Origin of the sequence: Goekera deserti (genome assembly GCF_010685995.1) — a bacterium.
Classification (GTDB): Bacteria; Actinomycetota; Actinomycetes; order Mycobacteriales; family Geodermatophilaceae; genus Goekera; species Goekera deserti.
The window spans coordinates 121,459-144,701 of sequence record NZ_JAAGWK010000009.1 but is presented as its reverse complement, the minus strand read 5'-3'; the positions used below and the strand labels follow the sequence as shown (position 1 = coordinate 144,701).

Below are 23,243 nucleotides of genomic sequence, written 5' to 3'. Positions count from 1 at the left end.
GGTAGCTTCGCACCCATGGACGCTGACGTCATCGTGGTGGGTGCGGGGCTGGCCGGACTGGTCGCCACCGCAGAGCTGGCCGACGCCGGCAGGCGGGTGATCGTGCTGGACCAGGAGCCGGCGAGCAACCTCGGCGGCCAGGCGTTCTGGAGCTTCGGCGGGCTGTTCCTCGTGGACAGCCCGGAGCAGCGCCGGCTCAAGGTGAAGGACTCCCTCGAGCTCGCCCGCCAGGACTGGTTCGGCACCGCCGGGTTCGACCGGGACACCGACCACTGGCCTCGCCAGTGGGCCGAGGCGTACCTCCAGTTCGCCGCGGGGGAGAAGCGGTCGTGGCTGCGCCAGCAGGGCATACGGTTCTTCCCCGTCGTCGGCTGGGCAGAGCGCGGCGGCTACGGCGCCACCGGCCACGGCAACTCGGTGCCCCGCTTCCACATCACCTGGGGCACCGGCCCCGGCGTGCTCGAGCCGTTCGTCCGCCGCGTCACCGACGCCGTCGCCCGTGGGCTCGTGGAGATCCGCTACCGGCACCGGGTGACCGGGCTGGTGGTCACCGACGGCGCCGTCACCGGCGTGCGCGGTGCCGTGCTCGAGCCCAGCACCGCGGCCCGCGGCGTGGCCACCTCCCGCACCGAGGTGGGCGAGTTCGAGCTGTCCGCGCAGGCCGTCGTGGTCACCTCCGGCGGCATCGGCGGCAACCACGAGCTGGTGCGCCGCAACTGGCCCGCGCGGCTCGGCCCGGCGCCGGAGAAGATGCTGTCCGGCGTCCCGGCGCACGTCGACGGGCTGATGCAGCAGACCGTGCAGGACGCCGGCGGCCACGTGGTCAACGCCGACCGGATGTGGCACTACACCGAGGGCGTGGAGAACTGGGACCCGATCTGGGCCCGGCACGGCATCCGGATCCTGCCCGGCCCGTCGTCGCTGTGGCTCGACGCCACCGGCAAGCGGCTGCCCGTACCGCTGTTCCCCGGCTTCGACACCCTCGGCACGCTGGCCCACATCGGCACGACCGGGTACGGGCACACCTGGTTCGTGCTGGACCAGAAGATCGTGGAGAAGGAGTTCACCCTCTCCGGCTCCGAGCAGAACCCCGACCTGACCAACAAGGACGTGAAGCTCCTGCTCACCCGGGTGCGCAAGGGCGCCCCCGGCCCGGTGCAGGCCTTCCTGGACAAGGGCGTCGACTTCGTCGTGGCCGGCACCCTCGCCGAGCTCGTCGAGGGGATGAACAAGGTCACCGGCGGGACGCCGACGGTCGACCTGGCCACCGTCGAGGCCGAGGTGGTCGGGCGCGACCGGGAGATCGCCAACGCCTTCACCAAGGACATGCAGGTCACCGCCATCCGCGGCGCACGGAAGTTCCTCGGCGACAAGCTGATCCGGGTCGCCACCCCGCACCGGCTGCTCGACCCGGCGGCCGGCCCGCTGATCGCCGTCCGGCTCAACGTGATCACCCGCAAGAGCCTCGGCGGGCTGGAGACCGACCTGTCCGGCCGGGTGCTCACCCCCGGCGGCGAGCCGTTCCGCGGGCTGTACGCGGCCGGTGAGGTGGCCGGTTTCGGTGGCGGCGGCGTGCACGGCTACCGCTCGCTGGAGGGCACCTTCCTGGGCGGCTGCATCTTCTCCGGCCGCACCGCCGGCCGGGCCGCGGCCGCCGCCGTCTGAGCCCGGCGTCGGCTGCTCGTCGTCGGCTGCCTGGAGGTGGCTCCTGCGGTGTTGCCCCCGCTCCCGCGGTGCTGCCCGGCCGCAGGAGCGCGGGCAAGGCCGCACGACCACGGCGGGGGTGGCGCGGCGGGGTCGCGCAGCGCGGTGGGGACGGTGCGGCGGGAGGGCGTGGCGCGTGCGGGAGGATGGGGCGCATGCCCGTCGTCCCCGCGCTCGACCCCGTCCCGTCGCTCGACCCCGCGGTCGCCACGCTGCTCCGCCGGGACCCGGCCGGGCTGGTCGCCGCCGTGGTGCAGCAGCACGACACCGGCGAGGTGCTCATGCTCGCCTGGATGGACGACGAGGCGCTGCACCGCACGCTGACCACCGGCCGGGCCACCTACTGGTCCCGCAGCCGCGGCGAGCACTGGGTCAAGGGCGAGACGTCCGGGCACCGGCAGTGGGTGCGCGACGTGCGGCTGGACTGCGACGGCGACGCGCTGCTGGTGCTCGTCGACCAGGAGGGCCCGGCCTGCCACACCGGCGCCCGCAGCTGCTTCGCCAGCTCCCTGGCGCCGGTCGTCGGGGTGCCGGCGTGAGGCTCGGCGTCACCAGCCCGGACCGGGCCACCGCCGACGGCCTGGACCAGCCGATGCTCCCGGTCACCCGGCGGCTGCTGGCCGACAGCGAGACCGCCGTCGGCATCTACCGCAAGCTGGCCGGCAACCGGGCCGGCACCGTGCTGCTGGAGTCGGCCGAGCAGGGCAAGCAGTGGTCGCGGTACAGCTTCATCGGGGTCCGCAGCGCCGGCCTGCTCACCGAGCGCGACGGCGCCACCGTCTGGACCGGCGACGTGGTGGCCGGTCTCACCGACGACCTGCCGGCCGACCCGCTGGAGGCGGTCCGGGTGCTGTCCCGCCGGCTGCGCTCCCCGCGTGACCCGGAGCTGCCGCGGCTCACCGGGGGCCTGGTCGGCTACCTGGGCTACGACGTCGTGCGGCGCCTGGAGCGGCTGCCGGACAGCAGCACCGACGACCTCGGGATGCCCGAGCTGGCGATGATGCTGGTCACCGACCTGGCCGTGCTGGACCACACCGACGGCACCGTGCTGCTCATCGCCAACGTGCTGCGCGGCGTGCCCGGCGGCTACGACGACGCCGTCGCCCGGCTGGACGCGATGGCCGACGCCCTGACCACCGCGGGCCCGCCGGCGGTGGCCACCGTCGAGACGGCCGACGTGCCCGAGGTGCAGAGCAACATGGCCCCCGGTGTCTTCACCGCCGGCGTGGAGCGGGTGCGCGAGCACATCCGCGCCGGCGACGCCTTCCAGGTGGTGCTCAGCCAGCGCTTCACGCTCACCACCGCGGTGGAGGCCCTGGACCTCTACCGGGTGCTGCGGGCCACCAACCCCTCGCCGTACATGTACCTGCTGCGCTTCGCCGGGCGGGAGTCGCCGTTCGAGGTGGTCGGCTCCTCGCCCGAGGCGCTGGTCACCGTCACCGGCAGCGCCGCCGTCGTGCACCCGCCGGCCGGCACCCGCCCGCGCGGGGCCACCCCGGAGGAGGACCTGCGGCTCACCGAGGAGCTGCTGGCCGACCCCAAGGAGCGGGCCGAGCACGTCATGCTCGTGGACCTGGCGCGCAACGACCTCGGCCGGGTCAGCGTGCCGGGCACCGTGGAGGTCGCGGACTTCATGCGGGTCGAGCGGTACAGCCACGTCATGCACCTGGTCTCCACCGTCGGCGGGGAGGTCGCCCCGGGCCGGGACTCCCTCGACGTCGTCGACGCCACCTTCCCGGCCGGCACCGTCTCCGGGGCGCCCAAGCCCCGGGCGATGGAGATCATCGAGTCCCTGGAGCCCACCCGGCGCGCGCTGTACGCCGGCACCGTCGGCTACGTCGCCGCCACCGGCGACCTGGACATGGCCATCGCCATCCGCACGGCGGTGCTGCACGCCGGCCGTGCCCACGTGCAGGCCGGCGCCGGGATCGTCGCCGACAGCGACCCCGACCTGGAGGAGGCCGAGACCCGGCACAAGGCCCGGGCCGTGCTGAGCGCGATCGCCACCGCCGAGCGCCTGCGGCTGGTCGTGCCCACGCCCCGGGACGACCGGTGAGCTCTCCCGACCAGCCGGCGCCCCGTACCCGGCGCGAGCTGTCGGCGGCGGTCGTGGGCAGCGCCGCGGCCGGCGGGCTGGCCCTGATGACCTCCGGTCAGACCTGGGTCGACGTCACGGTCACCCGCAGCCCGCCGCTGCCGCCGTTCACCGACCAGCTGTCCGGTGCCGCCACCTCGCCGCTGGTCTCGGCCACCGGGCTGGTGCTGCTCGCCGCCGCGCTCGCCGTGCTCGCCGTCCAGGGCGTGCTCCGGGCGGTCGTCGGCGTGCTGATGGTGCTCGGCGGCCTGGCGCTGGCCTGGACCGGGGTCGACGTGCTCACCGGCGGGTCCCGGCCCGACCTCTCCGACATCACCACGGTCAGCGTCGTGGACGCCACCCTGGACACCCGGGTGCACGCCACCTGGCCGGTGCTGGCCGTGCTCGCCGGGCTGGTCGCCGTCGCCGTCGGGGCGTTCGTGGTGCTGCGCGGGCGCCGCTGGTCGGGGACCGGCCGGCGCTACGAGCGGACGCCGGGACCGGCCGCCGGCGCCACCGCCCGCGGCACCGGGCCGGCCCGGCCGATGACCGCCGAGGACCGGCACCAGGCGGCGTGGAAGGCCCTGGACCGCGGCGAGGACCCCACCGCGTGAGCACGTGACCAGGGGCCGGGCCCGGCACCGGGCGGACGCCGTCCCGCGGCCCCGCCCGTGGTGCGCCACACAGCTCTCTCTACAGTCAGCACACCGATCCGGGCCGGGGCACGCGTGGGCGGGCGCCGTCGAGCACCCCTCGGGCAGGGCCTCCGGGGCCCGGGTCGCACCAGCGGACACCCGTCCGACCACCATCGGCCAGGAGGGCTCATGAGCGTCCTCGACGAGATCGTCGCCGGCGTCCGGGAGGACGTCGCGGCCCGCCAGCAGGCCACCCCGCTCGACGCCGTGCGGGCCGCCGCCGACGCCGCCAGCCCGGCCCTGGACGCCCTCGCCGCCCTGCGCGCACCCGGCGTCGGGGTCATCGCCGAGGTGAAGCGCCGGAGCCCGTCCAAGGGTGACCTGGCCTCCATCGCCGACCCCGCCGCCCTCGCCGTGCAGTACGCCGCCGGCGGGGCCCGGGTGATCAGCGTGCTCACCGAACGGCGCCGCTTCGGCGGGTCGCACGCCGACCTCTCCGCGGTCCGCGCCGCGGTGGGCGTGCCGGTGCTGTGCAAGGACTTCGTCGTCAGCAGCTACCAGGTGCACGAGGCCCGGGCCCACGGCGCGGACGTCGTCCTGCTGATCGTGGCCGCCCTGGAGCAGAACGCCCTGGTCGGCCTGCTGGAGCGGATCGAGTCCCTCGGCATGACCGCGCTCGTCGAGGTGCACACCGAGGGAGAGGCCGACCGGGCGCTCGCCGCCGGCGCCCGGGTCATCGGTGTCAACGCCCGCGACCTCACCACCCTCGACGTCGACCGCTCCACCTTCGAGCGGATCGCCCCCGGGCTGCCCTCGGAGGTGGTCAAGGTCGCCGAGTCCGGCGTGCGCGGCCCGCACGACCTGATCGGCTACGCGGCCGCCGGAGCCGACGCCGTCCTGGTCGGCGAGGGCCTGGTCACCGCCGGCGACGCGCGGCAGGCCGTGGCCGACCTGGTCACCGCCGGCGCGCACCCCGCCACCCCGCGCACCACGCGCTGAGGACCCCTCACCCCACCCCCGAGAGGGGCCGTGGGGGGAGGTCCCCGGGCCGTCGGGCCGGTTCGTCGGCAGCTCGTGTCAAGCTGGTGCCATGACCACCACACCCGTGCGCCCGTCCGAGGAACTGCTCTCGCCGGCCCGCCCGGAGTGGCCCGACGCCGGCGGTCACTTCGGCGTCTACGGCGGCCGTTTCGTGCCCGAGGCGCTGATCGCCGCGCTGGACGAGCTGACCGAGGCCTACGCCGCGATGCGCCGCGACCCGGAGTTCCACGCCGAGTTCGACCGGCTGCAGCGCGAGTACACCGGCCGGCCCTCGCCGATCACCGAGGTGACCAAGTTCGCCGAGCACGCCGGGGGCGCCCGCGTGCTGCTCAAGCGCGAGGACCTCAACCACACCGGCTCGCACAAGATCAACAATGTGCTGGGCCAGGCGCTGCTGACCAAGCGGATCGGCAAGAAGCGGGTCATCGCCGAGACCGGCGCCGGGCAGCACGGCGTCGCCACCGCCACCGCGGCGGCGCTGATGGGCCTGGAGTGCGTGGTCTACATGGGCGAGGAGGACACCCGCCGGCAGGCGCTCAACGTGGCCCGGATGCGGCTGCTCGGCGCCACCGTCGTCCCGGTCACCACCGGCTCGCGCACGCTGAAGGACGCGATCAACGAGGCGTTCCGCGACTGGGTCACCAACGTCGAGACGACGAACTACGTCTTCGGCACCGTGGCCGGCCCGCACCCGTTCCCGGAGATGGTGCGCGACTTCCAGCGGGTCATCGGCGACGAGGCCCGCCAGCAGGTGCTCGAGCGGGAGGGCCGGCTGCCCGACGCGGTGCTGGCCTGCGTCGGCGGTGGCTCGAACGCCATCGGCATCTTCACCGCCTTCGTGCCCGACGCCGGCGTGCGGCTGATCGGCCTGGAGGCCGGCGGCGACGGCGTCGGCACCGGCCGGCACGCGGCCTCCATCACCGGCGGTGACCCGGGCGTGCTGCACGGCGCCCGCACCTACCTGCTGCAGGACGACAACGGCCAGACCATCGAGTCGCACTCCATCTCCGCCGGGCTGGACTACCCCGGCGTGGGCCCGGAGCACTCCCACCTGCACGACATCGGCCGCGCGGAGTACCGGCCGGTCACCGACACCGAGGCCATGGAGGCCTTCGCGCTGCTCTGCCGCACCGAGGGCATCATCCCGGCCATCGAGACCGCGCACGCCCTGGCCGGCGCGCTGGTGGTGGGCCGTGAGCTGGGGCCGGAGGCCCTGCTGCTGGTGAACCTCTCCGGCCGCGGCGACAAGGACGTCGAGACCGCCACGGCCTGGTTCGGCCTGGGCCAGGCCACCACCGACGGCGACGCCCGCGCGGTCGAGGCCGGCCACGGCGCGCAGCCGGGCCCGGCCCTGGGCACCGCGGACGACACCACCGTGCAGGACGGGACCGCGCTGTGAGCGCGCTGGCCGAACGCATCGCCGGGGCCCGTGCCGAGGGCCGTGCCGCCCTGATCGCCTACTTGCCGGTGGGCTACCCGGACGTGCCGGGGTCGATCGAGGCGATGACCGCCGCCGTGGAGGGCGGGGCGGACATCGTGGAGATCGGCGTGCCCTACTCCGACCCCGGCATGGACGGCCCCACGATCCAGGAGGTCGTCGAGGTCGCCGTCCGCGCCGGGGTGGGGATGCGCGACGTGCTGGCCGCCGTCTCCGCCGTCGCCGCTGCCGGCGCCGTCCCGGTGGTGATGAGCTACTGGAACCCGATCGAGCGCTACGGCGTCGACCGGTTCGCCACCGACCTGGCCGCGGCCGGGGGAGCGGGGGCGATCACCCCCGACCTCGTGCCCGACGAGGCCGCCGCCTGGCTGGACGCCTCCGACCGGGTCGGCCTGGACCGGGTCTTCCTGGTGGCGCCGTCCTCCACCGAGGCCCGGCTGCTGTCCACCACCGCCGCCTGCCGCGGGTTCGTGTACGCGGCGTCCACGATGGGGGTCACCGGCACCCGGAGCACGGTCTCCGGCACGGCCGAGCAGCTGGTGACGCGCACCCGCGCCGCCGCGGCCGACCTCGCGGTCTGCGTCGGGCTCGGCGTGTCCGACGGTGACCAGGCCGCCGAGGTGGCCGCCTTCGCCGACGGCGTGATCGTCGGCTCGGCCTACGTGCGCGCCCTGGTGGACGGCGGGCCGGAGGCCGTCCGGGCGCTGTCGGTCGACCTCGCCGCCGGTGTGCGCCGCGGCCAGCGGGTGCCGGCGTGACCGTCCTGGCCAGCATCCCGAGCCCCAGCCAGGGCGTCTGGGAGATCGGGCCGTTCCCGCTGCGGGCCTACGCGCTGTGCATCATCGCGGGCATCGTGCTGGCCTCGGTCATCGTGGAGAAGCGCTGGGTGGCCCGCGGCGGCATCCCCGGCGAGGCGCTGGACATCGCCGTCTGGGCGGTGCCGTTCGGGATCGTCGGTGGCCGCGTCTACCACGTGATCACCACCCCGGAGCCGTACTTCGGCGAGGGCGGCGACCCGATCCGGGCCTTCGCCATCTGGGAGGGCGGCCTGGGCATCTGGGGTGCCATCGCCCTGGGTGGGGTCGGCGCGTGGATCGCCTGCCGGCGCCGCGGCATCCCCCTGCCGGTCTACGCCGACGCGCTGGCCCCCGGGCTGCTCGTCGCGCAGGCGGTCGGCCGGCTGGGCAACTGGTTCAACCAGGAGCTCTACGGCAGGCCCACGACGCTGCCCTGGGCGCTGGAGATCGACCAGCAGCACCGGGTCGCCGGCTACCTGGACGCGGCCACCTACCACCCCACGTTCCTCTACGAGCTGCTGTGGAACCTGGCCGCGGCCGCGGTGGTCGTGTGGGCCGACCGGCACTTCCGGCTGGGCCACGGCCGGGCGTTCGCCCTGTACGTGGCGCTCTACTGCCTGGGCCGCGGCTGGATCGAGATGCTGCGCATCGACACCGCCGAGTACTTCTTCGGGCTGCGGCTCAACGTGTTCACCTCGGTCGTCGTCGGGCTGCTCGCGGTGGCCTACCTCGTAGCCCTGCGGGGCCGCCCGCGCGAGGTGCTCACCCGCGCCGCCGACGCGGCGGCGGCCGAGGCGTCCGCGGAACCGGCCGGTGCGGTGCCGTCGCCGGGCACGGTCACGACCGTCGCCGCGGGCGGCGACGGTGACGCCGACCACCCCGCAGCAGGGGCTCCCGACACGCCGTCGGGGAGACCCGCCGACCGCGCCCCGGACTGACGTCGGGGAGGCGGCCAGCAGCGGTCACGACGGTGACGTGGCTGTGTACGCTGCCGGTGGACCGCCAGCGATCCTGGCCGGTCCGTCCCTGTCGGAACCGGGCCAGCGCTGCCCCGAGCACGACCGGTCCGTCAGCCACCAGTGGCGGGCCGAGCGCAGCTGTCCCCGGGTCGGACGCACCGTGTCTGCACCGGTAGCCCCACCCCGCACGGCAGGCAGCCCTGCACCGCACCACGCAGTCCACCGGCGACGCTGAGCACAGCGAGCCGGTCCTCAGACCACCGGCCGGGTACCCACCCGACGCACCGGCACCCCCTCGGGTGGTGCCGCGGCCAGCCGACGACGGGAGTGACATGTCTGCCCCCACCGCCCCTGAGCACTCGGCCAGCACCGACCACCGAGCGCTGCCCGCATCGGCACCCGTCCCGACGGCCCGTCCCGTACCCGGCACCCGGGTGCCGTTCTCGGCCGTCCCGGCAGCCTCCGGTCTGTACGACCCGGCCCACGAGCACGACGCCTGCGGCGTGGCCTTCGTGGCCGACGCCCGCGGCCGGCGCTCCCGGAAGATCGTCGCCGCCGGGCTCACCGCCCTGCACAACCTCGACCACCGCGGTGCCGCGGGCTCCGAGCCGAACTCCGGTGACGGCGCCGGCATCCTCACCCAGGTGCCGGACCGGCTGCTGCGGGCCAGCGTCGACTTCGACCTGCCGCCCAGCGGCGAGTACGCCGTCGGCATCGCGTTCCTGCCGGTCGACGAGGCCGAGCGGGCCGCCCGGCACGAGGACGTCGCCCGGATCGCCGCCGAGGAGGGCCTGACCGTCCTGGGCTGGCGCGAGCTCCCGGTCGACCCCGACGGGGCCGACGTCGGGCCGACCGCGCGCGCGGTGATGCCGCACTTCGCCCAGCTGTTCGTCGCCGAGACCACCGGTGGCCGCGCCGACGAGCGCGCCTTCGGCGGCACCGTCGCCCCGCACGGGGTGACCCGGCTGGAGCGGCGGGCCTTCGTGCTGCGCAAGCGGGCCGAGCGGGCCGCCGTCGACGCGGGCAGCTCGATGTACGTCCCGTCGCTGTCCTCCCGCACGATCACCTACAAGGGCATGCTGACCACCGACCAGCTGCCCGCCTTCTTCCCCGACCTGACCGACGAGCGGTACGAGTCGGCGATCGCCCTGGTGCACAGCCGGTTCTCCACCAACACGTTCCCCAGCTGGCCACTGGCGCACCCGTTCCGGTTGATCGCGCACAACGGCGAGATCAACACCATCAAGGGCAACCGCAACCGCATGCGGGCCCGCGAGGCCAAGCTGTCCACCGAGCTGTTCGACGGCCCGGCGGGCCCCGCCTCCGAGCTCGGCCTGGAGCGGATCTTCCCGGTCACCGCCGGTGACTTCAGCGACTCGGCGACCTTCGACGAGGTGCTGGAGCTGCTGCACCTGTCCGGGCGCTCGCTGCCGCACGCCGTGCTGATGATGATCCCCGAGGCGTGGGAGAACCACGACGAAATGGACCCCGCCCGCCGGGCGTTCTACCGCTTCCACTCCGCGCTCATGGAGCCGTGGGACGGGCCGGCCTGCGTGGCCTTCACCGACGGCACCCTGATCGGCGCCGTGCTCGACCGCAACGGGCTGCGCCCCGGCCGCTGGTGGCAGACCAAGGACGACCTGGTGGTGCTGGCCAGCGAGGTCGGCGTGCTGGACATCCCGGCCGGTGACATCGTCGCCAAGGGCCGGCTGCAGCCGGGCCGGATGTTCCTGGTCGACACCGCCTCCGGGAAGATCGTCTCCGACGAGGACGTCAAGGGCGCGCTGGCCGCCCAGGCCCCGTACGACGACTGGCTGCACGCCGGGCTGATCCACCTGCCCTCGCTGCCCGAGCGCCGCCGGTCGAGGCCCAGCCACGAGTCCGTCGTCCGGCGCCAGCAGCTGTTCGGTTACACCGAGGAGGACCTGCGGGTCCTGCTCACCCCGATGGCGTCCTCCGGCGCCGAGCCGATCGGCTCGATGGGCACCGACACCCCGGTGGCGGCGCTGTCGGACCGCTCCCGGCTGCTCTACGACTACTTCGGGCAGCTGTTCGCCCAGGTGACCAACCCGCCGCTGGACGCCATCCGCGAGGAGCTGGTGACCAGCCTCGGGCGCACCTTCGGCCCGGAGCACAACCTGCTGCAGGCCACCCCGGCGTCCTCCCGGCAGGTGTTCCTGCCGTTCCCGGTCATCGACAACGACGAGCTGGCCAAGATCCTGCACATCGACGACGACGGCGACCTGCCCGGCTTCGCCGCCGTCCGGATCACCGGCCACTACGACGTCGACGGCGGGGGAGCCGCGCTCGCCGAGGCCGTCGAGCAGCTGCGCACCAAGGTCAGCAAGGCGATCGCCGCGGGCGCCCGGATCATCGTGCTGTCCGACCGGGACTGCGACGAGAAGCGCGCGCCGATCCCGTCGCTGCTGATGACCGCCGCCGTGCACCACCACCTGGTGCGGGCGAAGACCCGCATGGAGGTCGGTCTCGTCGTCGAGTCCGGCGACTGCCGCGAGGTGCACCACGTGGCGCTGCTGCTCGGCTACGGCGCCGCGGCCGTCAACCCCTACCTGGCCTTCGAGAGCGTCGAGGACCTGATCCGCGACGGCATGCTCACCGGCGTGCAGCCCGCCCAGGCCGTGCGCAACCTGGTCAAGGCCATGGGCAAGGGCGTGCTCAAGGTGATGAGCAAGATGGGCATCAGCACCGTCGGCAGCTACACGATGGCGCAGATCTTCGAGGTCGTCGGCCTGTCCCAGGAGCTGGTGGAGGAGTACTTCACCGGGACGTCGTCCACCCTGGGCGGCGTGGGCATCGACGTGCTCGCCGAGGAGGTCGCCATGCGGCACCGGCGGGCCTACCCGACCAACGCCACCGAGCGGGCGCACCGCCGGCTGGAGACCGGCGGGGAGTACCAGTGGCGCCGTGAGGGCGAGGTGCACCTGTTCAACCCCGAGACGGTGTTCCTGCTGCAGCACGCCACCCGGGCCCGGCAGTTCGACGTCTTCGAGAAGTACACCGCCGCCGTCGACCAGCTCTCCGCCGACGCCGCGACGCTGCGCGGGCTGTTCCGGGTGCGCACCGGTGTGCGCCCGCCGGTGCCGATCGAGGAGGTCGAGCCGGTCAGCGAGATCGTCCGGCGGTTCTCCACCGGCGCGATGAGCTACGGCTCCATCTCCGCCGAGGCGCACCAGACCCTGGCGATCGCCATGAACCGGCTGGGCGGCAAGTCGAACACCGGGGAGGGCGGGGAGGACCCCGACCGTTTCGTCCGCGACCCCGACGGCGACTCCCGCCGCTCGGCGATCAAGCAGGTCGCCAGCGGGCGGTTCGGGGTGACCAGCGAGTACCTGGTCAACGCCGACGACATCCAGATCAAGATGGCGCAGGGCGCGAAGCCCGGCGAGGGCGGCCAGCTGCCCGGCCAGAAGGTCTACCCGTGGATCGCCCGCACCCGGCACTCCACCCCGGGCGTCGGCCTGATCTCCCCGCCGCCGCACCACGACATCTACTCCATCGAGGACCTCAAGCAGCTCATCCACGACCTCAAGAACGCGAACGACGAGGCGCGGGTGCACGTCAAGCTGGTCTCCGAGGTGGGCGTGGGCACCGTGGCGGCCGGGGTCAGCAAGGCCCACGCCGACGTCGTGCTGATCTCCGGGCACGACGGCGGCACCGGTGCCGCGCCGCTGACCTCGCTGAAGCACGCCGGCTCCCCGTGGGAGCTGGGCCTGGCCGAGACGCAGCAGACGCTGCTGGCCAACGGCCTGCGCGACCGGATCACCGTGCAGGTCGACGGCCAGCTCAAGACCGGTCGTGACGTGCTGGTCGCCATGCTGCTGGGAGCCGAGGAGTACGGCTTCGCCACCGCCCCGCTGGTGGTCAGCGGCTGCGTGATGATGCGGGTCTGTCACCTGGACACGTGTCCGGTGGGCGTCGCCACGCAGAACCCCGAGCTGCGCAAGCGGTTCACCGGGCAGCCGGAGTTCGTCGTCACCTTCTTCGAGTTCCTCGCCGAGCAGGTGCGCGCGTACCTCGCCGAGCTGGGCTTCCGCACCGTCGACGAGGCCGTGGGCCACGCCGAGCTGCTCGAGGTGGCCCCGGCGGTCGACCACTGGAAGGCCGCCGGCCTGGACCTGGCCCCGATGCTGGCCGTGCCGGAGCTGCCCGAGGGCGCCCCGCGCCGCCGGGTCCGCGGGCAGGACCACGGGCTGGACGTCGCCCTGGACCAGACGCTGATCCAGCTGTGCGAGGGTGCGCTGCTGGACGCCCGGCCGGTGAGCCTGGAGCTGCCGGTGCGCAACGTGAACCGCACCGTCGGCACCATGCTGGGCTCGATGGTCACCCGCCGCTTCGGCGGCGCGGGCCTGCCCGACGGCACGATCGACCTGACCTTCACCGGGTCGGCCGGGCAGTCCTTCGGTGCCTTCGTGCCCGCCGGCATCACCATGCGGCTGCTCGGGGACGCCAACGACTACGTGGGCAAGGGCCTGTCCGGGGGGCGGATCGTGGTCCGGCCCGCCGCCGAGGCCACCTTCGCGGCCGAGGACTCGGTCATCGCCGGCAACGTCATCGGCTACGGCGCCACCGGCGGGGAGATCTTCCTGCGCGGGCGGGTCGGCGAGCGCTTCTGCGTGCGCAACTCCGGTGCGCTGGCCGTCGTGGAGGGCGTGGGCGACCACGCCTGCGAGTACATGACCGGTGGCCACGCGGTGATCCTGGGCGCCACCGGGCGCAACATCGCCGCCGGCATGTCCGGCGGGGTGGCCTACGTGCTCGACCTCGCCCGGCACCGGGTCAACCCGGACATGGTCGACATCGAGACGCTGGAGCCGGAGTCCTCGGCCTGGCTGCGCGAGGTGCTGGAGCGCTACGCCGTCGAGACCGAGTCGACGGTCGCCTCCGCGCTGCTGGCCGACTGGGGCCGCTGGTCGGAGCGGTTCAGCGTGATCATGCCGCGCGACTACCGCCGCGCCATGGAGGCCCGGCGGGCCGCCGAGGCCGCCGGCTACGACGTCGACCTCGCCGTCATGGAGGCCGCTCGTGGCTGACCGGCCGCTGTTCCCGCCTGCCGTCCCCTGCTCGTCCCTGGAGGTGCCCCGTGGCTGACTCGACCGGCTTCCTGAAGTACGACCGCGCGGTGCCGCCGCGCCGCCCGGTCGACGTGCGGATCACCGACTGGAAGGACGTCTACCTCGACCGGGAGAACGGTGGTGAGGCGTTCTTCGGCACCGCCGCGCTGCGCACCCAGGCGGCGCGCTGCATGGACTGCGGGATCCCGTTCTGCCACCACGGCTGCCCGCTGGGCAACCTGATCCCGGAGTGGAACGACCTGGTCCGCCGGGACGACTGGAAGGAGGCCATCGAGCGGCTGCACGCCACCAACAACTTCCCCGAGTTCACCGGCAAGCTGTGCCCGGCGCCGTGCGAGGGCTCCTGCGTGCTCAACCTGCAGGACTCCCCGGTCACCATCAAGCAGATCGAGTTCGAGATCATCGACCGGGCCTTCGCCGAGGGCTTCGTGCGGCCGCAGCCGCCGCAGGAGCTCACCGGCAAGAAGGTCGCCGTCGTCGGCTCCGGGCCCGCCGGGCTCGCCGCGGCCCAGCAGCTCACCCGGGCCGGGCACGAGGTGACCGTGTACGAGCGGGCCGACAAGATCGGTGGCCTGCTGCGCTACGGCATCCCCGAGTTCAAGATGGAGAAGCGCTACCTCGACCGCCGGCTGGACCAGATGCGCGCCGAGGGCACCCGGTTCGTCACCGGCGTGGAGATCGGCGGGGCGGGGGAGTCCGACCTGTCGGCCGAGCAGCTGCGCGAGCAGTACGACGCCGTCGTGCTGGCCGGCGGCGCCACCGTCGGCCGGGACCTGCCCGCGCCGGGGCGCGAGCTCGCCGGCATCCACCTGGCCATGGAGTTCCTGCCCTACGGCAACCGGATGGCGCTGGGGGAGATCGAGGAGCCGCCGATCAGCGCCCGCGGCAAGCACGTGGTGATCATCGGTGGCGGTGACACCGGCGCCGACTGCCTCGGCACCTCGCACCGCCAGGGTGCGGCGTCGGTGACCCAGCTGGAGATCATGCCGGAGCCGCCGACCAGCCGCGGGGAGAAGAACCCGTGGCCCACCTACCCGATGGTGCTGCGCGTCTCCAGCGCCCACGAGGAGGGCGGCCAGCGGCTCTACTCGGTCAACACCGAGCGCTTCCTCGACGACGGCGAGGGCAACGTGCGCGCCGTGCTGGTGCACGACGTGGAGATGGTCGACGGCCGGTTCCAGAAGATCGAGGGCACCGACCGCGAGCTGCCCGCAGACCTGGTGCTGCTGGCCATGGGCTTCACCGGCGCGCAGCGGGCCGGCCTGGTCGAGACCCTGGACCTGGGTGTGGACGCCCGGGGCAACGTGACCCGCGACGGGGAGTTCATGTCCACCGTGCCCGGGGTGTTCGTCGCCGGTGACGTGGGCCGCGGCCAGTCGCTCATCGTGTGGGCCATCGCCGAGGGCCGGGCCGCCGCCGGGGCCTGCGACGCGTGGCTGGTGGGCAGCTCCATGCTGCCCCGTCCGGTGACCCCGACGGCCGTCGCGCTGCGCTGACGCAGGTGCCGCCCCGGCCCGAGCCGGGGGCGGCACCGCGCCGCCCACCCGCTAGCGTTGGGGCCATGTCCCGACGCGCCAAGATCGTCTGCACCCTCGGTCCGGCCACGTCCTCTCCGGAACAGATCACCGCGCTCGTCGAGGCGGGGATGGACGTCGCCCGCCTCAACTTCAGCCACGGCGAGCACGCCCACCACGCCGAGTCCTACCGGCTGGTCCGGGAGGCCTCGGACAAGGTGGGCCGCGCCGTCGCCGTCCTCGCCGACCTGCAGGGCCCCAAGATCCGCCTCGGCCGCTTCGCCGACGGCCCGGTCGTCTGGGAGGCCGGCACCCGCGTCTGCATCACCGTCGAGGACGTGCCGGGCACCGCCCAGCGCGTCTCGACCACCTACAAGAACCTGGCCAACGACGTCCGCCCCGGCGACCGGCTGCTGGTCGACGACGGCAACCTCGCCCTGACCTGCGTCGAGGTCGACGGCCCGGACGTGTGGTGCCTGGTCATCGAGGGCGGCAAGGTCTCCAACAACAAGGGCCTGTCCCTGCCGAACGTCGCCGTCAGCGTGCCGGCCATGTCGGAGAAGGACGCCGAGGACCTGCGCTTCGCGCTGTCGCTGTCGGTGGACTTCATCGCCCTGTCCTTCGTCCGCTCACCCGACGACGCCGAGCTGGTGCGCGAGATCATGCGCCAGGAGGACGTCGAGGTCCCGGTGATCGCCAAGCTGGAGAAGCCGGAGGCGGTGGAGAACCTCGAGGCCATCGTGGAGGCCTTCGACGGCATCATGGTCGCCCGCGGCGACCTGGGCGTGGAGCTGCCGCTGGAGCAGGTGCCGCTGGTGCAGAAGCGGGCCGTGCAGGCCGCCCGCGAGCGCTCCAAGCCGGTCATCGTCGCCACCCAGATGCTCGAGTCGATGATCGGCAACTCCCGGCCGACCCGGGCCGAGGCCTCCGACGTGGCCAACGCGGTGCTCGACGGGGCGGACGCGGTGATGCTGTCCGGGGAGACGTCGGTGGGCAAGTACCCCGTCGCCGCGGTGCGCACCATGGTCCGCATCCTGGAGGCGGTCGAGTCCTCCGACATCCGGGTGCCCCCGGTCGTGCGGCCCTCCCGGTCCCGCTCCGGCGCCATCGTGCGGGCCGCCAAGGACGTCGGCGAGGCCCTCGAGGTCAGCGCCCTGGCCACCTTCACCCAGACAGGCGACACCGCCCGGCGGCTGGCCGCACTGCACACCCCGCTGCCGATCCTGGCCTTCACCATCGACCCCCGGGTGCGCAGCCGGCTCGCGCTGTCTTGGGGTGTGGAGACGTTCCTGGTGCCGCTGGTCGAGCACACCGACGACATGGTCCGCCAGGTCGACTTCTCGCTGCTGTCCATCGGGCGCATGCGCGAGGGCGACCGGGTGGTCGTGGTCGCCGGCAGCCCGCCCAACACGGTCGGCTCGACCAACCTGGTGCGGGTGCACGAGATCGGCACCGATGCGTGAGCGCACCCGCTGAGCCGTCCGCGCCGGTCCCGCCGGCCGCGGACGGCCCGTCCCGGGCCCGGCCCGAGGTGCAGACCCAGGCGGCCGCGCTGATGGTGGTGTTGGAGCTGGAGGAGCGGGCGCCGGACCTCTACGTCGGGCAGACCCCCCGTTCCCCGCTGCAGCGCATCTTCGGCGGCCAGGTCGCCGGTCAGGCTCTGATGGCCGCCGACGTCACCGTGCCCGAGGGCCGGTACGTGCACTCGCTGCACTCCTACTTCCTGCGGCCGGGCGACCCGCACGAGGAGATCCGGTACGAGGTCGACCGGATCCGCGAGGGCCGCTCGTTCAGCACCCGCCGGGTGGTCGCCCGGCAGACCCGGCGGGGCGAGGACGTCGCGATCTTCGCGCTCACCGCCGACTTCACCGCCGGCGAGCGGCCCGCCGTGGAGCACTCGCTGCCGATGCCCGACGTGCCCGGACCCGAGGGTCTGCCCGGCCTGGACGAGGTGCTCGCCGCGCACCCCGACCGCAGCCAGACCGCCCGGGCCATCGGGCTGGCCGTGGAGCAGCGCTACCTCGAGGACCCGTACGACCCCACCCCGAAGGCCCCGCCGCACACCGCGTCACGGACGTGGATGCGTGTCGCCGGCCGGCTGCCCGACGACGACGGCGTGCACGGCGCCGCGCTCACCTTCGCCAGCGACCTGACCTTGCTGTCGGCCGGCTTCGCCCGGGTCGGCGGCGGCTGGGGCGGCCGGATCGTGGGTGCGAGCCTGGACCACGCGGTCTGGTTCCACCGGCCGGTGCGGGCCGACGAGTGGTTCCTCTACGAGATCGACAGCCCCGCCGCGGCCAGCGGCCGGGCGCTGTGCACCGGCCAGATCTGGTCGGCCGACGGCACCCACGTCGCCAGCGTCGCGCAGGAGGGCCTGCTCCGCGCCGTCGAGGAGTGACCGCCGGTCCCCACGCGGGTGGGGACCGGCGGTGCCTCAGCGCGGTCCGGGGCCGTCCAGCTCGTCCACCGGGGGGACGGTGAGCTCCTCGGCCGCGGGCGCGGCCGGCTCGGGCCTCCCGGCGGTGGGCAGGTGCTCGACGACCTGCTCCAGCGGGGCCTGCGCCGCCACCTGCGCGGCGGTGACGTCCTGCGCGGCCGGTACGTCGACGGCGGGGTGCGCGGTGGCGAGTGCCTCTTCGGTGGGCCCGTCGACGGCGGGCTGGTCCGCCGCCTGGCGTGCCTGCCGGTCCTCGGTCTGCTGGTCCTCGGTCTGCTGGTCCCCGGTCTGCTGGTGCTCGGTCTGCTGACCCTCTGCCTGCTGACCCTCTGCCTGCTGGGCGGTCCGGTCGTCGGCCTCCTCGCGGGCGCGCTGCTCGGCGGCGAGCAGCTCCGTGGCGGCCCGCTCGGCCGCGGCGGCCTCCTCGGCCGCTGCCTCGGCAGCAGCCCGGGCGGCGGCGGCCTCGGCGTCCCGGGCGGCCTGCTCGCGGGCCTGCTCGGCGAAGTCCGCCGCCAGCCAGTCGTGCGCCTCGCCGAGCAGCGCCCACACCCGCTCCACGTGCCGGCGCTCGGTGGTCGGTGCGCCGATGGCGACCCGCAGCACCGCCTGGCCGCCCACCGTGGTGTGCGTCAGGAACACCTCGCCGGCGTCGTTGAGCCGCTCCAGCAGGGTCATGGTGGCCACGTCGGCGTCGATCCCGTCCGCCCAGCGTGGCCGCAGGCAGACCAGCGACAGCGGGTGCGGCGCGGCGACGTCGAAGCGCGGGTCGGCCCGCGCCCAGCCGGCCAGTTCCTGGGCCAGCGCCACGTGCCCGCGGATGTACTCGCGGAGCCCCTCGGCGCCGTACCAGCGCACCACGAACCACAGCTTCAGCGCCCGGAAGCGCCGGCCCAGCTCGATCTGCCAGTCCCGGTAGTCGACCACGGTGCCGGTGTCGGTGGCAGCGTTGCGCAGGTACTCCGGCAGGATCGCCAGCGCCCCGGTGAGCGCGGCCCGGTCGGCCACGTAGAACAAGGTGGCGTCGAAGCCGGTGAGCAGCCACTTGTGCGCGTCGGTGGTGTAGCTGTCGGCCCACTCCAGGCCGGCCTGCAGGTGGCGCAGCTCGGGGACGACGGCGCTGACCCCGGCGTAGGCGGCGTCCACGTGCAGCCAGACGCCGTGCTCCCGGCAGATCGGGCCGATCTCGGCCAGCGGGTCCACCGCGGTCGTCGACGTCGTCCCGACGGTGGCGCAGACCATGACCGGGGTGAAGCCCCGGTCGCGGTCGCGCTGCAGCCGCGCGGCGAGCGCCGCCGGGCGCATGGCCAGGTCGGCGTCCACCTCGACGATCCGGACGGCGTCGCTGCCCAGGCCGGCGATCCGCACCGCCTTCTCCATGGAGGAGTGCGTCTCGGCGGAGACGTAGACGAGCTGGTCGTCGGGCAGCACGCCGCCGCGGACGGTGGCGCCCTTGCTGACCCGGTGCAGCGCGGCCAGCAGGGCGACCAGGTTGGCCCCGGAGCTGGAGTCCTGCACCACGCCGCCGCCGGTGCCGGTGGAGCGGAACGCCGCGGGCAGGTCGAGCAGGTCAGCCAGCCAGTCCAGGACGTGCTGCTCGAGCTCGGTGGCGGCCGGGCTGGTCACCCAGGACATGCCCTGCACGCCGAGCCCGGCGGAGACCAGGTCGCCGAGCACCGAGGGCCCGGACGTGTTGGCCGGGAAGTAGCCGAAGAAGCCGGGGTGCTGCCAGTGCGTGAGCCCGGGGACGACGACCCGGTCGAGGTCGGCCAGCATCGCCGAGACCGGCTCGCCCTGCTCCGGTGCCTGCGCGGGCAGCCCGGCCCGGACGTCGCCGGGTGCCAGCGGCGAGCGCACCGGCAGGGTCTCCAGCCGCGACCAGTAGTCGGCGATCCAGTCCACGACCTCGTGGCCGTGCTGGCGGAACTGCTCAGGGGTCATGTGGCCGGTCACGGCGCCCATTGTGGCCCTCTGGTCACGCCGCGGAGCCGGGCCCCCGGGAGGTGCGCCGCCCGGCCCCGGCACCGCGACGGGCAGTGCCCGCTCGGGCGGCGGCGGTGCCCGCTCGGGGCCGGCGGTGCCGGCTCTGGACGGCGGGCAACGCCCGGAGGACGCGGGCAGTGTGTGGTGTGCCCGGGCGCTCGCCACCGCAACGCGTGGCGTGGGCCACCGCGCTCGTCGCCACCGCGTTCGTCGCGATCGCGCCGGGACCCGGCCGCGCCCGGACCCGGCCGCGACGGGAGCCGGGGTCGCGGAACGGTGCCCCCGGTCCGACTCGAACGGACACTGCGCGGGTTTTGAATCCGCTCCCTCTACCGATTGGGGTACGGGGGCTCACAGTCGCACTCAGCCTAACGGGCGCGCCGGACCCCCGGTGATGGCTAGGCTCCCAGCCGTGACCAGTGCTGCGACGCGTGTCCTCATCGCCGAGGACGAGGCCCTCATCCGACTCGATCTCAAGGAGATGCTGGAGGAGGAGGGGTACGTGGTCGTGGCCGAGGTCGGCGACGGCCAGCAGGCCGTCGACCAGGCCCGCGCGCTGACGCCGGACCTGGTGATCCTGGACGTGCAGATGCCGGTGCTGGACGGCCTGGCCGCAGCGGAGCAGATCGCCGCCGCCCGGATCGCCCCGGTCATCGTGCTCACCGCGTTCAGCCAGCGCGAGCTGGTGGAGCGCGCACGCGACGCCGGCGCGATGGCCTACCTGGTGAAGCCGTTCTCCAAGAACGACCTGGTGCCGGCGATCGAGGTGGCCCGCGCCCGGTTCCTGGAGATGACCGCCCTGGACGCCGAGGTGGGCGACCTGAAGGAGCGGCTGGAGGCCCGGAAGGTGGTCGAGCGGGCCAAGGGCAAGCTGATGGCCGACCGGGGGATCACCGAGGCCGAGGCGTTCCGCTGGATCCAGCGCACCGCCATGAACGAGCGCACCTCGATGCGGGTGCTGGCCGAGGCCATCATGGAGGAGCACTCCGTCACCGAGCCCGAGGGCGACCCGGCCGCGCGCTGACGGAGTTCTTCCGGCCCGGGAGCCGGGCAACCGGAGGAGGTCACGACCTCATCACGGTGCACGACGGTCCGTCCACAGGGAGCAGAACCGCGGTTACGGTCAGCGCCGAATCTCCCGGGGCCCCGTGTCGCGTGGAGCTTCTCCGACGAACCGACACAGCTCCCTGGAGTCACTTGATGCGAACAGGCAAGATCGCCCGTGCGGTCTCGGTCACGGCAGTCGTCCTGCTCGCTGCCTCGGCGTGCGGCAGCGACGACAGCTCCGACGAGGCGACCGCCAGCAGCAGCGGCGGCGCCGGTGCCGGCGAGGACGTCACCAACATCTACGGCTCCGACGGCAACATGGGCAGCAGCCTGGGTGACCAGTTCACCGACCAGGGTGCTCTCGCCGGGATGAAGGGCACCACCCCGCTCACCGACCTCAGCACGGACTTCAAGGCTCGCCTGGACGCGCTGAACCCCAACCTGGGTGGCACGTACAACTACGCCGGTGAGTCCTACGACGCTGTCGTGCTGACCGCCCTCGCGGCCCAGTCGGCCGGCACCAACGACGCCACCGCCTTCGCGCCGTACATCAACGGCCTCACCTCCGGCGGCGAGAAGTGCACCGACTTCGCGGCCTGCCTGGCGATCCTGAACGCCGGCGGCGACGTGGACTACGACGGGCCGTCCGGCCCGCTGGACTTCGCCGCCCCCGGTGAGCCCGCGGTCGCCAGCTTCGGCCTGCTGCAGTTCGGCGAGGACAACAAGATCGACGACTCGCTGACCGACTTCCAGGTCGCCGGCGACGAGTCGATGGCCGACACCGCCGTCCCGCCGGCACCGGTCGCCCCCGGCGCCACCGGCGATCCGCTGATCATCGGCACGCTGCTGCCGCTGACCGGTTCGCTGGCCTTCCTCGGCCCGCCCGAGGTCGCCGGCGTGCAGCTCGCCGTGCAGGAGATCAACGCCGCGGGCGGCGTGCTCGGCGCTCCGGTCCAGCTGGTCGAGGGCGACTCGGGCGACACGTCGACCGACACCGCCAACACCACGGTCGACCGGCTGCTCGCCGCGAACGTGAACGCCATCATCGGTGCCGCGTCGTCGTCGGTGAGCCTCACCGTCATCGACAAGATCGTGAACGCCGGGGTCGTGCAGTTCTCCCCGGCCAACACCTCCGACCAGTTCACGACCTACGCGGACAAGAACCTCTACTTCCGCACCGCGCCGCCGGACCAGCTGCAGGCCGTGCCGCTGGCCGACCTCGTGCTGGCCGACGGCAACACCAAGGTCGGGATCCTGAACCTGAACGACGCGTACGGCACGGGTCTGGCCACCAACGTGACCAAGAACCTCGTCGCCGGTGGGCTCGCCGAGGGCGACATCCGGGCCATCACCTACGACCCGACGGCGTCGTCCTACGACACCGAGGTCCAGCAGATGGTCGAGTTCGCCCCCGACGCGATCATCGTCATCGGCTTCGACGAGTCGGCCCGCATCATCCAGGAGCTCAACGCGCAGGGCATCGGCCCGGCCCGCTGACCCACCGCACCACCGCATCACCGCACTGACGGAGCGGCCCGGCACCTCGACGAGGAGGTGCCGGGCCGCTCTGCGTCGTGGCCGGGCCAGGGTCGCGTGGCCGAGCTCGGCCGTCGGCCCACCGGCGGCACGTCACGCGCTCACCGCCGCGTCCCGCCCCGCCTGCAGGGCGGCACGCCACCCGGACGCTCCGGTGCAGGCGACCCAGGAGCAGCGCCGACCGCACGGCCACGGGGCCAGGACCGGTCGCGGGTCGTCAGCCGCGCAGCACCGCCACCAGCACGACGAGCGCGTTCGCGAGGGCCGCGGCCAGCCGGACGGCGTCCACCCGGAGCAGTGCCCGGTGTGCCTGGCGGTCCCACCCGGCATCCAGGCGCCGGTGCAGCGGCACGGCCCCCAGGGCGGTGACGCCGAGCACGACCGCGAGCAACGCCCCGGACGCGAGCACCCAGCCGGGGGACAGCCCGTCCGGACGGTCGGCCAGCAGCCACAGGACGGTGATGCCCTGCCCGGCGAACAGCGGCCCGACCACGACGCTGACCCGGCGCTGGTGCGCCCGCTCGTAGCCGGCGAAGGCCTGCTCGGGCACCTCGGCGAACTGCGGGTAGACCAGCCCGCGCACGGTCCACTGGAACCCGGCGTACGCGCTGACCAGCACCAGGTGCACGAGCAGCAGCGTCACCGCGCCGGTCGCTTCCGCGGCTTGCCGCGCCAGGCCAGGCTCTGCGCGTCGAGCTCCCGCAGCACCGGGTCGCCGCCGGCGGCCACCTGCTCGGCGACCCCGACCGCCCGGGCCAGCTGCTCGTCGTCCAACTGGGCGAACGCGGGGGAGCGGCGGCGGTCCAGCACGTCGTACCAGCGACCACCCACCGCGTGGTCGAGCACGATCCGGCCGAAGCAGTGGTCGGCGGTCACCACCCACCGCCCGGCCCGCGCCCGCCGCGGCAGCTCACCCAGCACCAGGTGCCGGTAGCGGGCCAGCAGCTGCTCACGTGTCACCCGCCCAGTCTGCCCACCGGGCGCACCC

17 protein-coding genes and 1 tRNA gene are annotated in these 23,243 nt (G+C 74.2%); 14 read left to right on the top strand and 4 right to left on the bottom strand.

Annotated elements, in window-relative coordinates; all coding sequences use genetic code 11:
- Positions 1–15 precede the first annotated feature (15 nt).
- The 12 genes from G1H19_RS05075 to G1H19_RS05020 all read left to right on the top strand — a co-directional run bounded on the left by G1H19_RS05075 (position 16) and on the right by G1H19_RS05020 (position 17,653).
- Positions 16–1,665: an FAD-binding dehydrogenase gene (locus G1H19_RS05075; protein WP_152730652.1), complete on the top strand. Its 1,650-nt coding sequence runs from the start codon at positions 16–18 to the stop codon at positions 1,663–1,665.
- Between the two features lie 194 nt (positions 1,666–1,859).
- Positions 1,860–2,243 carry a phosphoribosyl-AMP cyclohydrolase gene (hisI, locus tag G1H19_RS05070; protein WP_152730651.1) on the top strand — a complete coding sequence of 128 codons (384 nt, stop codon included), beginning with the start codon at positions 1,860–1,862 and terminating at the stop codon, positions 2,241–2,243.
- A complete protein-coding gene (locus tag G1H19_RS05065) occupies positions 2,240–3,760 on the top strand; it encodes an anthranilate synthase component I (protein WP_235927981.1) in 1,521 nt (506 codons plus the stop codon). The genes hisI and G1H19_RS05065 overlap by 4 nt, the downstream gene beginning before the upstream one ends.
- A complete protein-coding gene (locus G1H19_RS05060; RefSeq protein ID WP_235927980.1) occupies positions 3,757–4,392 on the top strand; it encodes a Trp biosynthesis-associated membrane protein in 636 nt (211 codons plus the stop codon). The genes G1H19_RS05065 and G1H19_RS05060 overlap by 4 nt, the downstream gene beginning before the upstream one ends.
- Before the next feature lie 210 nt (positions 4,393–4,602).
- Positions 4,603–5,412, top strand: a complete 810-nt coding sequence (gene trpC, locus G1H19_RS05055; RefSeq protein WP_152730650.1) for an indole-3-glycerol phosphate synthase TrpC — start codon at positions 4,603–4,605, stop codon at positions 5,410–5,412.
- 91 nt (positions 5,413–5,503) lie between these two features.
- Positions 5,504–6,853 (top strand): tryptophan synthase subunit beta, encoded by a 1,350-nt coding sequence (trpB, locus tag G1H19_RS05050; protein WP_162392530.1) that lies wholly within the window; start codon positions 5,504–5,506, stop codon positions 6,851–6,853.
- Positions 6,850–7,650 (top strand): tryptophan synthase subunit alpha, encoded by an 801-nt coding sequence (gene trpA / locus G1H19_RS05045; RefSeq protein WP_162392529.1) that lies wholly within the window; start codon positions 6,850–6,852, stop codon positions 7,648–7,650. The genes trpB and trpA overlap by 4 nt, the downstream gene beginning before the upstream one ends.
- Positions 7,647–8,627 carry a prolipoprotein diacylglyceryl transferase gene (gene lgt / locus G1H19_RS05040; protein WP_162392528.1) on the top strand — a complete coding sequence of 327 codons (981 nt, stop codon included), beginning with the start codon at positions 7,647–7,649 and terminating at the stop codon, positions 8,625–8,627. The genes trpA and lgt overlap by 4 nt, the downstream gene beginning before the upstream one ends.
- Positions 8,628–8,980: 353 nt before the next feature.
- Positions 8,981–13,699: a glutamate synthase large subunit gene (gene gltB / locus G1H19_RS05035; RefSeq protein WP_235909918.1), complete on the top strand. Its 4,719-nt coding sequence runs from the start codon at positions 8,981–8,983 to the stop codon at positions 13,697–13,699.
- Between the two features lie 50 nt (positions 13,700–13,749).
- Entirely contained in the window at positions 13,750–15,237 is a 1,488-nt protein-coding gene (locus G1H19_RS05030; RefSeq protein ID WP_162392527.1) for a glutamate synthase subunit beta, read from the top strand.
- A gap of 65 nt (positions 15,238–15,302) precedes the next feature.
- Complete coding sequence (gene pyk, locus G1H19_RS05025; protein ID WP_152730648.1) at positions 15,303–16,718, top strand: pyruvate kinase; 1,416 nt, start codon at positions 15,303–15,305, stop codon at positions 16,716–16,718.
- Positions 16,715–17,653, top strand: coding sequence for an acyl-CoA thioesterase (locus G1H19_RS05020; protein ID WP_235927979.1), 939 nt, complete (start codon positions 16,715–16,717; stop codon positions 17,651–17,653). Before pyk ends, G1H19_RS05020 begins: the two co-directional genes overlap by 4 nt.
- Positions 17,654–17,689: 36 nt before the next feature.
- On the opposite strand, the gene G1H19_RS05015 is transcribed toward G1H19_RS05020, so the two are convergent.
- A complete protein-coding gene (locus G1H19_RS05015; RefSeq protein ID WP_235927978.1) occupies positions 17,690–19,642 on the bottom strand; it encodes an aminotransferase class V-fold PLP-dependent enzyme in 1,953 nt (650 codons plus the stop codon).
- 307 nt (positions 19,643–19,949) lie between these two features.
- Positions 19,950–20,023 (bottom strand) — tRNA-Leu (locus G1H19_RS05010).
- Between the two features lie 61 nt (positions 20,024–20,084).
- Between G1H19_RS05010 and G1H19_RS05005 the strand changes: the two genes are divergently transcribed.
- Positions 20,085–20,696, top strand: coding sequence for an ANTAR domain-containing response regulator (locus G1H19_RS05005; protein WP_268895985.1), 612 nt, complete (start codon positions 20,085–20,087; stop codon positions 20,694–20,696).
- 176 nt (positions 20,697–20,872) lie between these two features.
- Positions 20,873–22,216: an ABC transporter substrate-binding protein gene (locus tag G1H19_RS05000; protein WP_152730646.1), complete on the top strand. Its 1,344-nt coding sequence runs from the start codon at positions 20,873–20,875 to the stop codon at positions 22,214–22,216.
- 256 nt (positions 22,217–22,472) lie between these two features.
- Here G1H19_RS05000 and G1H19_RS04995 read toward each other — a convergent pair whose 3' ends face one another.
- The gene (locus G1H19_RS04995) at positions 22,473–22,898 is read right to left on the bottom strand and encodes a DUF1772 domain-containing protein (protein ID WP_162392526.1); all 426 of its coding nucleotides are present in this window, start codon (positions 22,896–22,898) and stop codon (positions 22,473–22,475) included.
- Complete coding sequence (locus tag G1H19_RS04990; protein WP_162392525.1) at positions 22,895–23,215, bottom strand: hypothetical protein; 321 nt, start codon at positions 23,213–23,215, stop codon at positions 22,895–22,897. Before G1H19_RS04990 ends, G1H19_RS04995 begins: the two co-directional genes overlap by 4 nt.
- Positions 23,216–23,243: the final 28 nt, after the last annotated feature.

Coding starts and splice junctions, on each gene's coding strand:
- trpB (WP_162392530.1), top strand. CDS start 5,504: ATGACCACCACACCCGTGCGCCCGTCCGAGGAACTGCTCTCGCCGGCC.
- trpC (WP_152730650.1), top strand. CDS start 4,603: ATGAGCGTCCTCGACGAGATCGTCGCCGGCGTCCGGGAGGACGTCGCG.
- pyk (WP_152730648.1), top strand. CDS start 15,303: ATGTCCCGACGCGCCAAGATCGTCTGCACCCTCGGTCCGGCCACGTCC.
- G1H19_RS05075 (WP_152730652.1), top strand. CDS start 16: ATGGACGCTGACGTCATCGTGGTGGGTGCGGGGCTGGCCGGACTGGTC.
- hisI (WP_152730651.1), top strand. CDS start 1,860: ATGCCCGTCGTCCCCGCGCTCGACCCCGTCCCGTCGCTCGACCCCGCG.
- G1H19_RS05000 (WP_152730646.1), top strand. CDS start 20,873: ATGCGAACAGGCAAGATCGCCCGTGCGGTCTCGGTCACGGCAGTCGTC.
- gltB (WP_235909918.1), top strand. CDS start 8,981: ATGTCTGCCCCCACCGCCCCTGAGCACTCGGCCAGCACCGACCACCGA.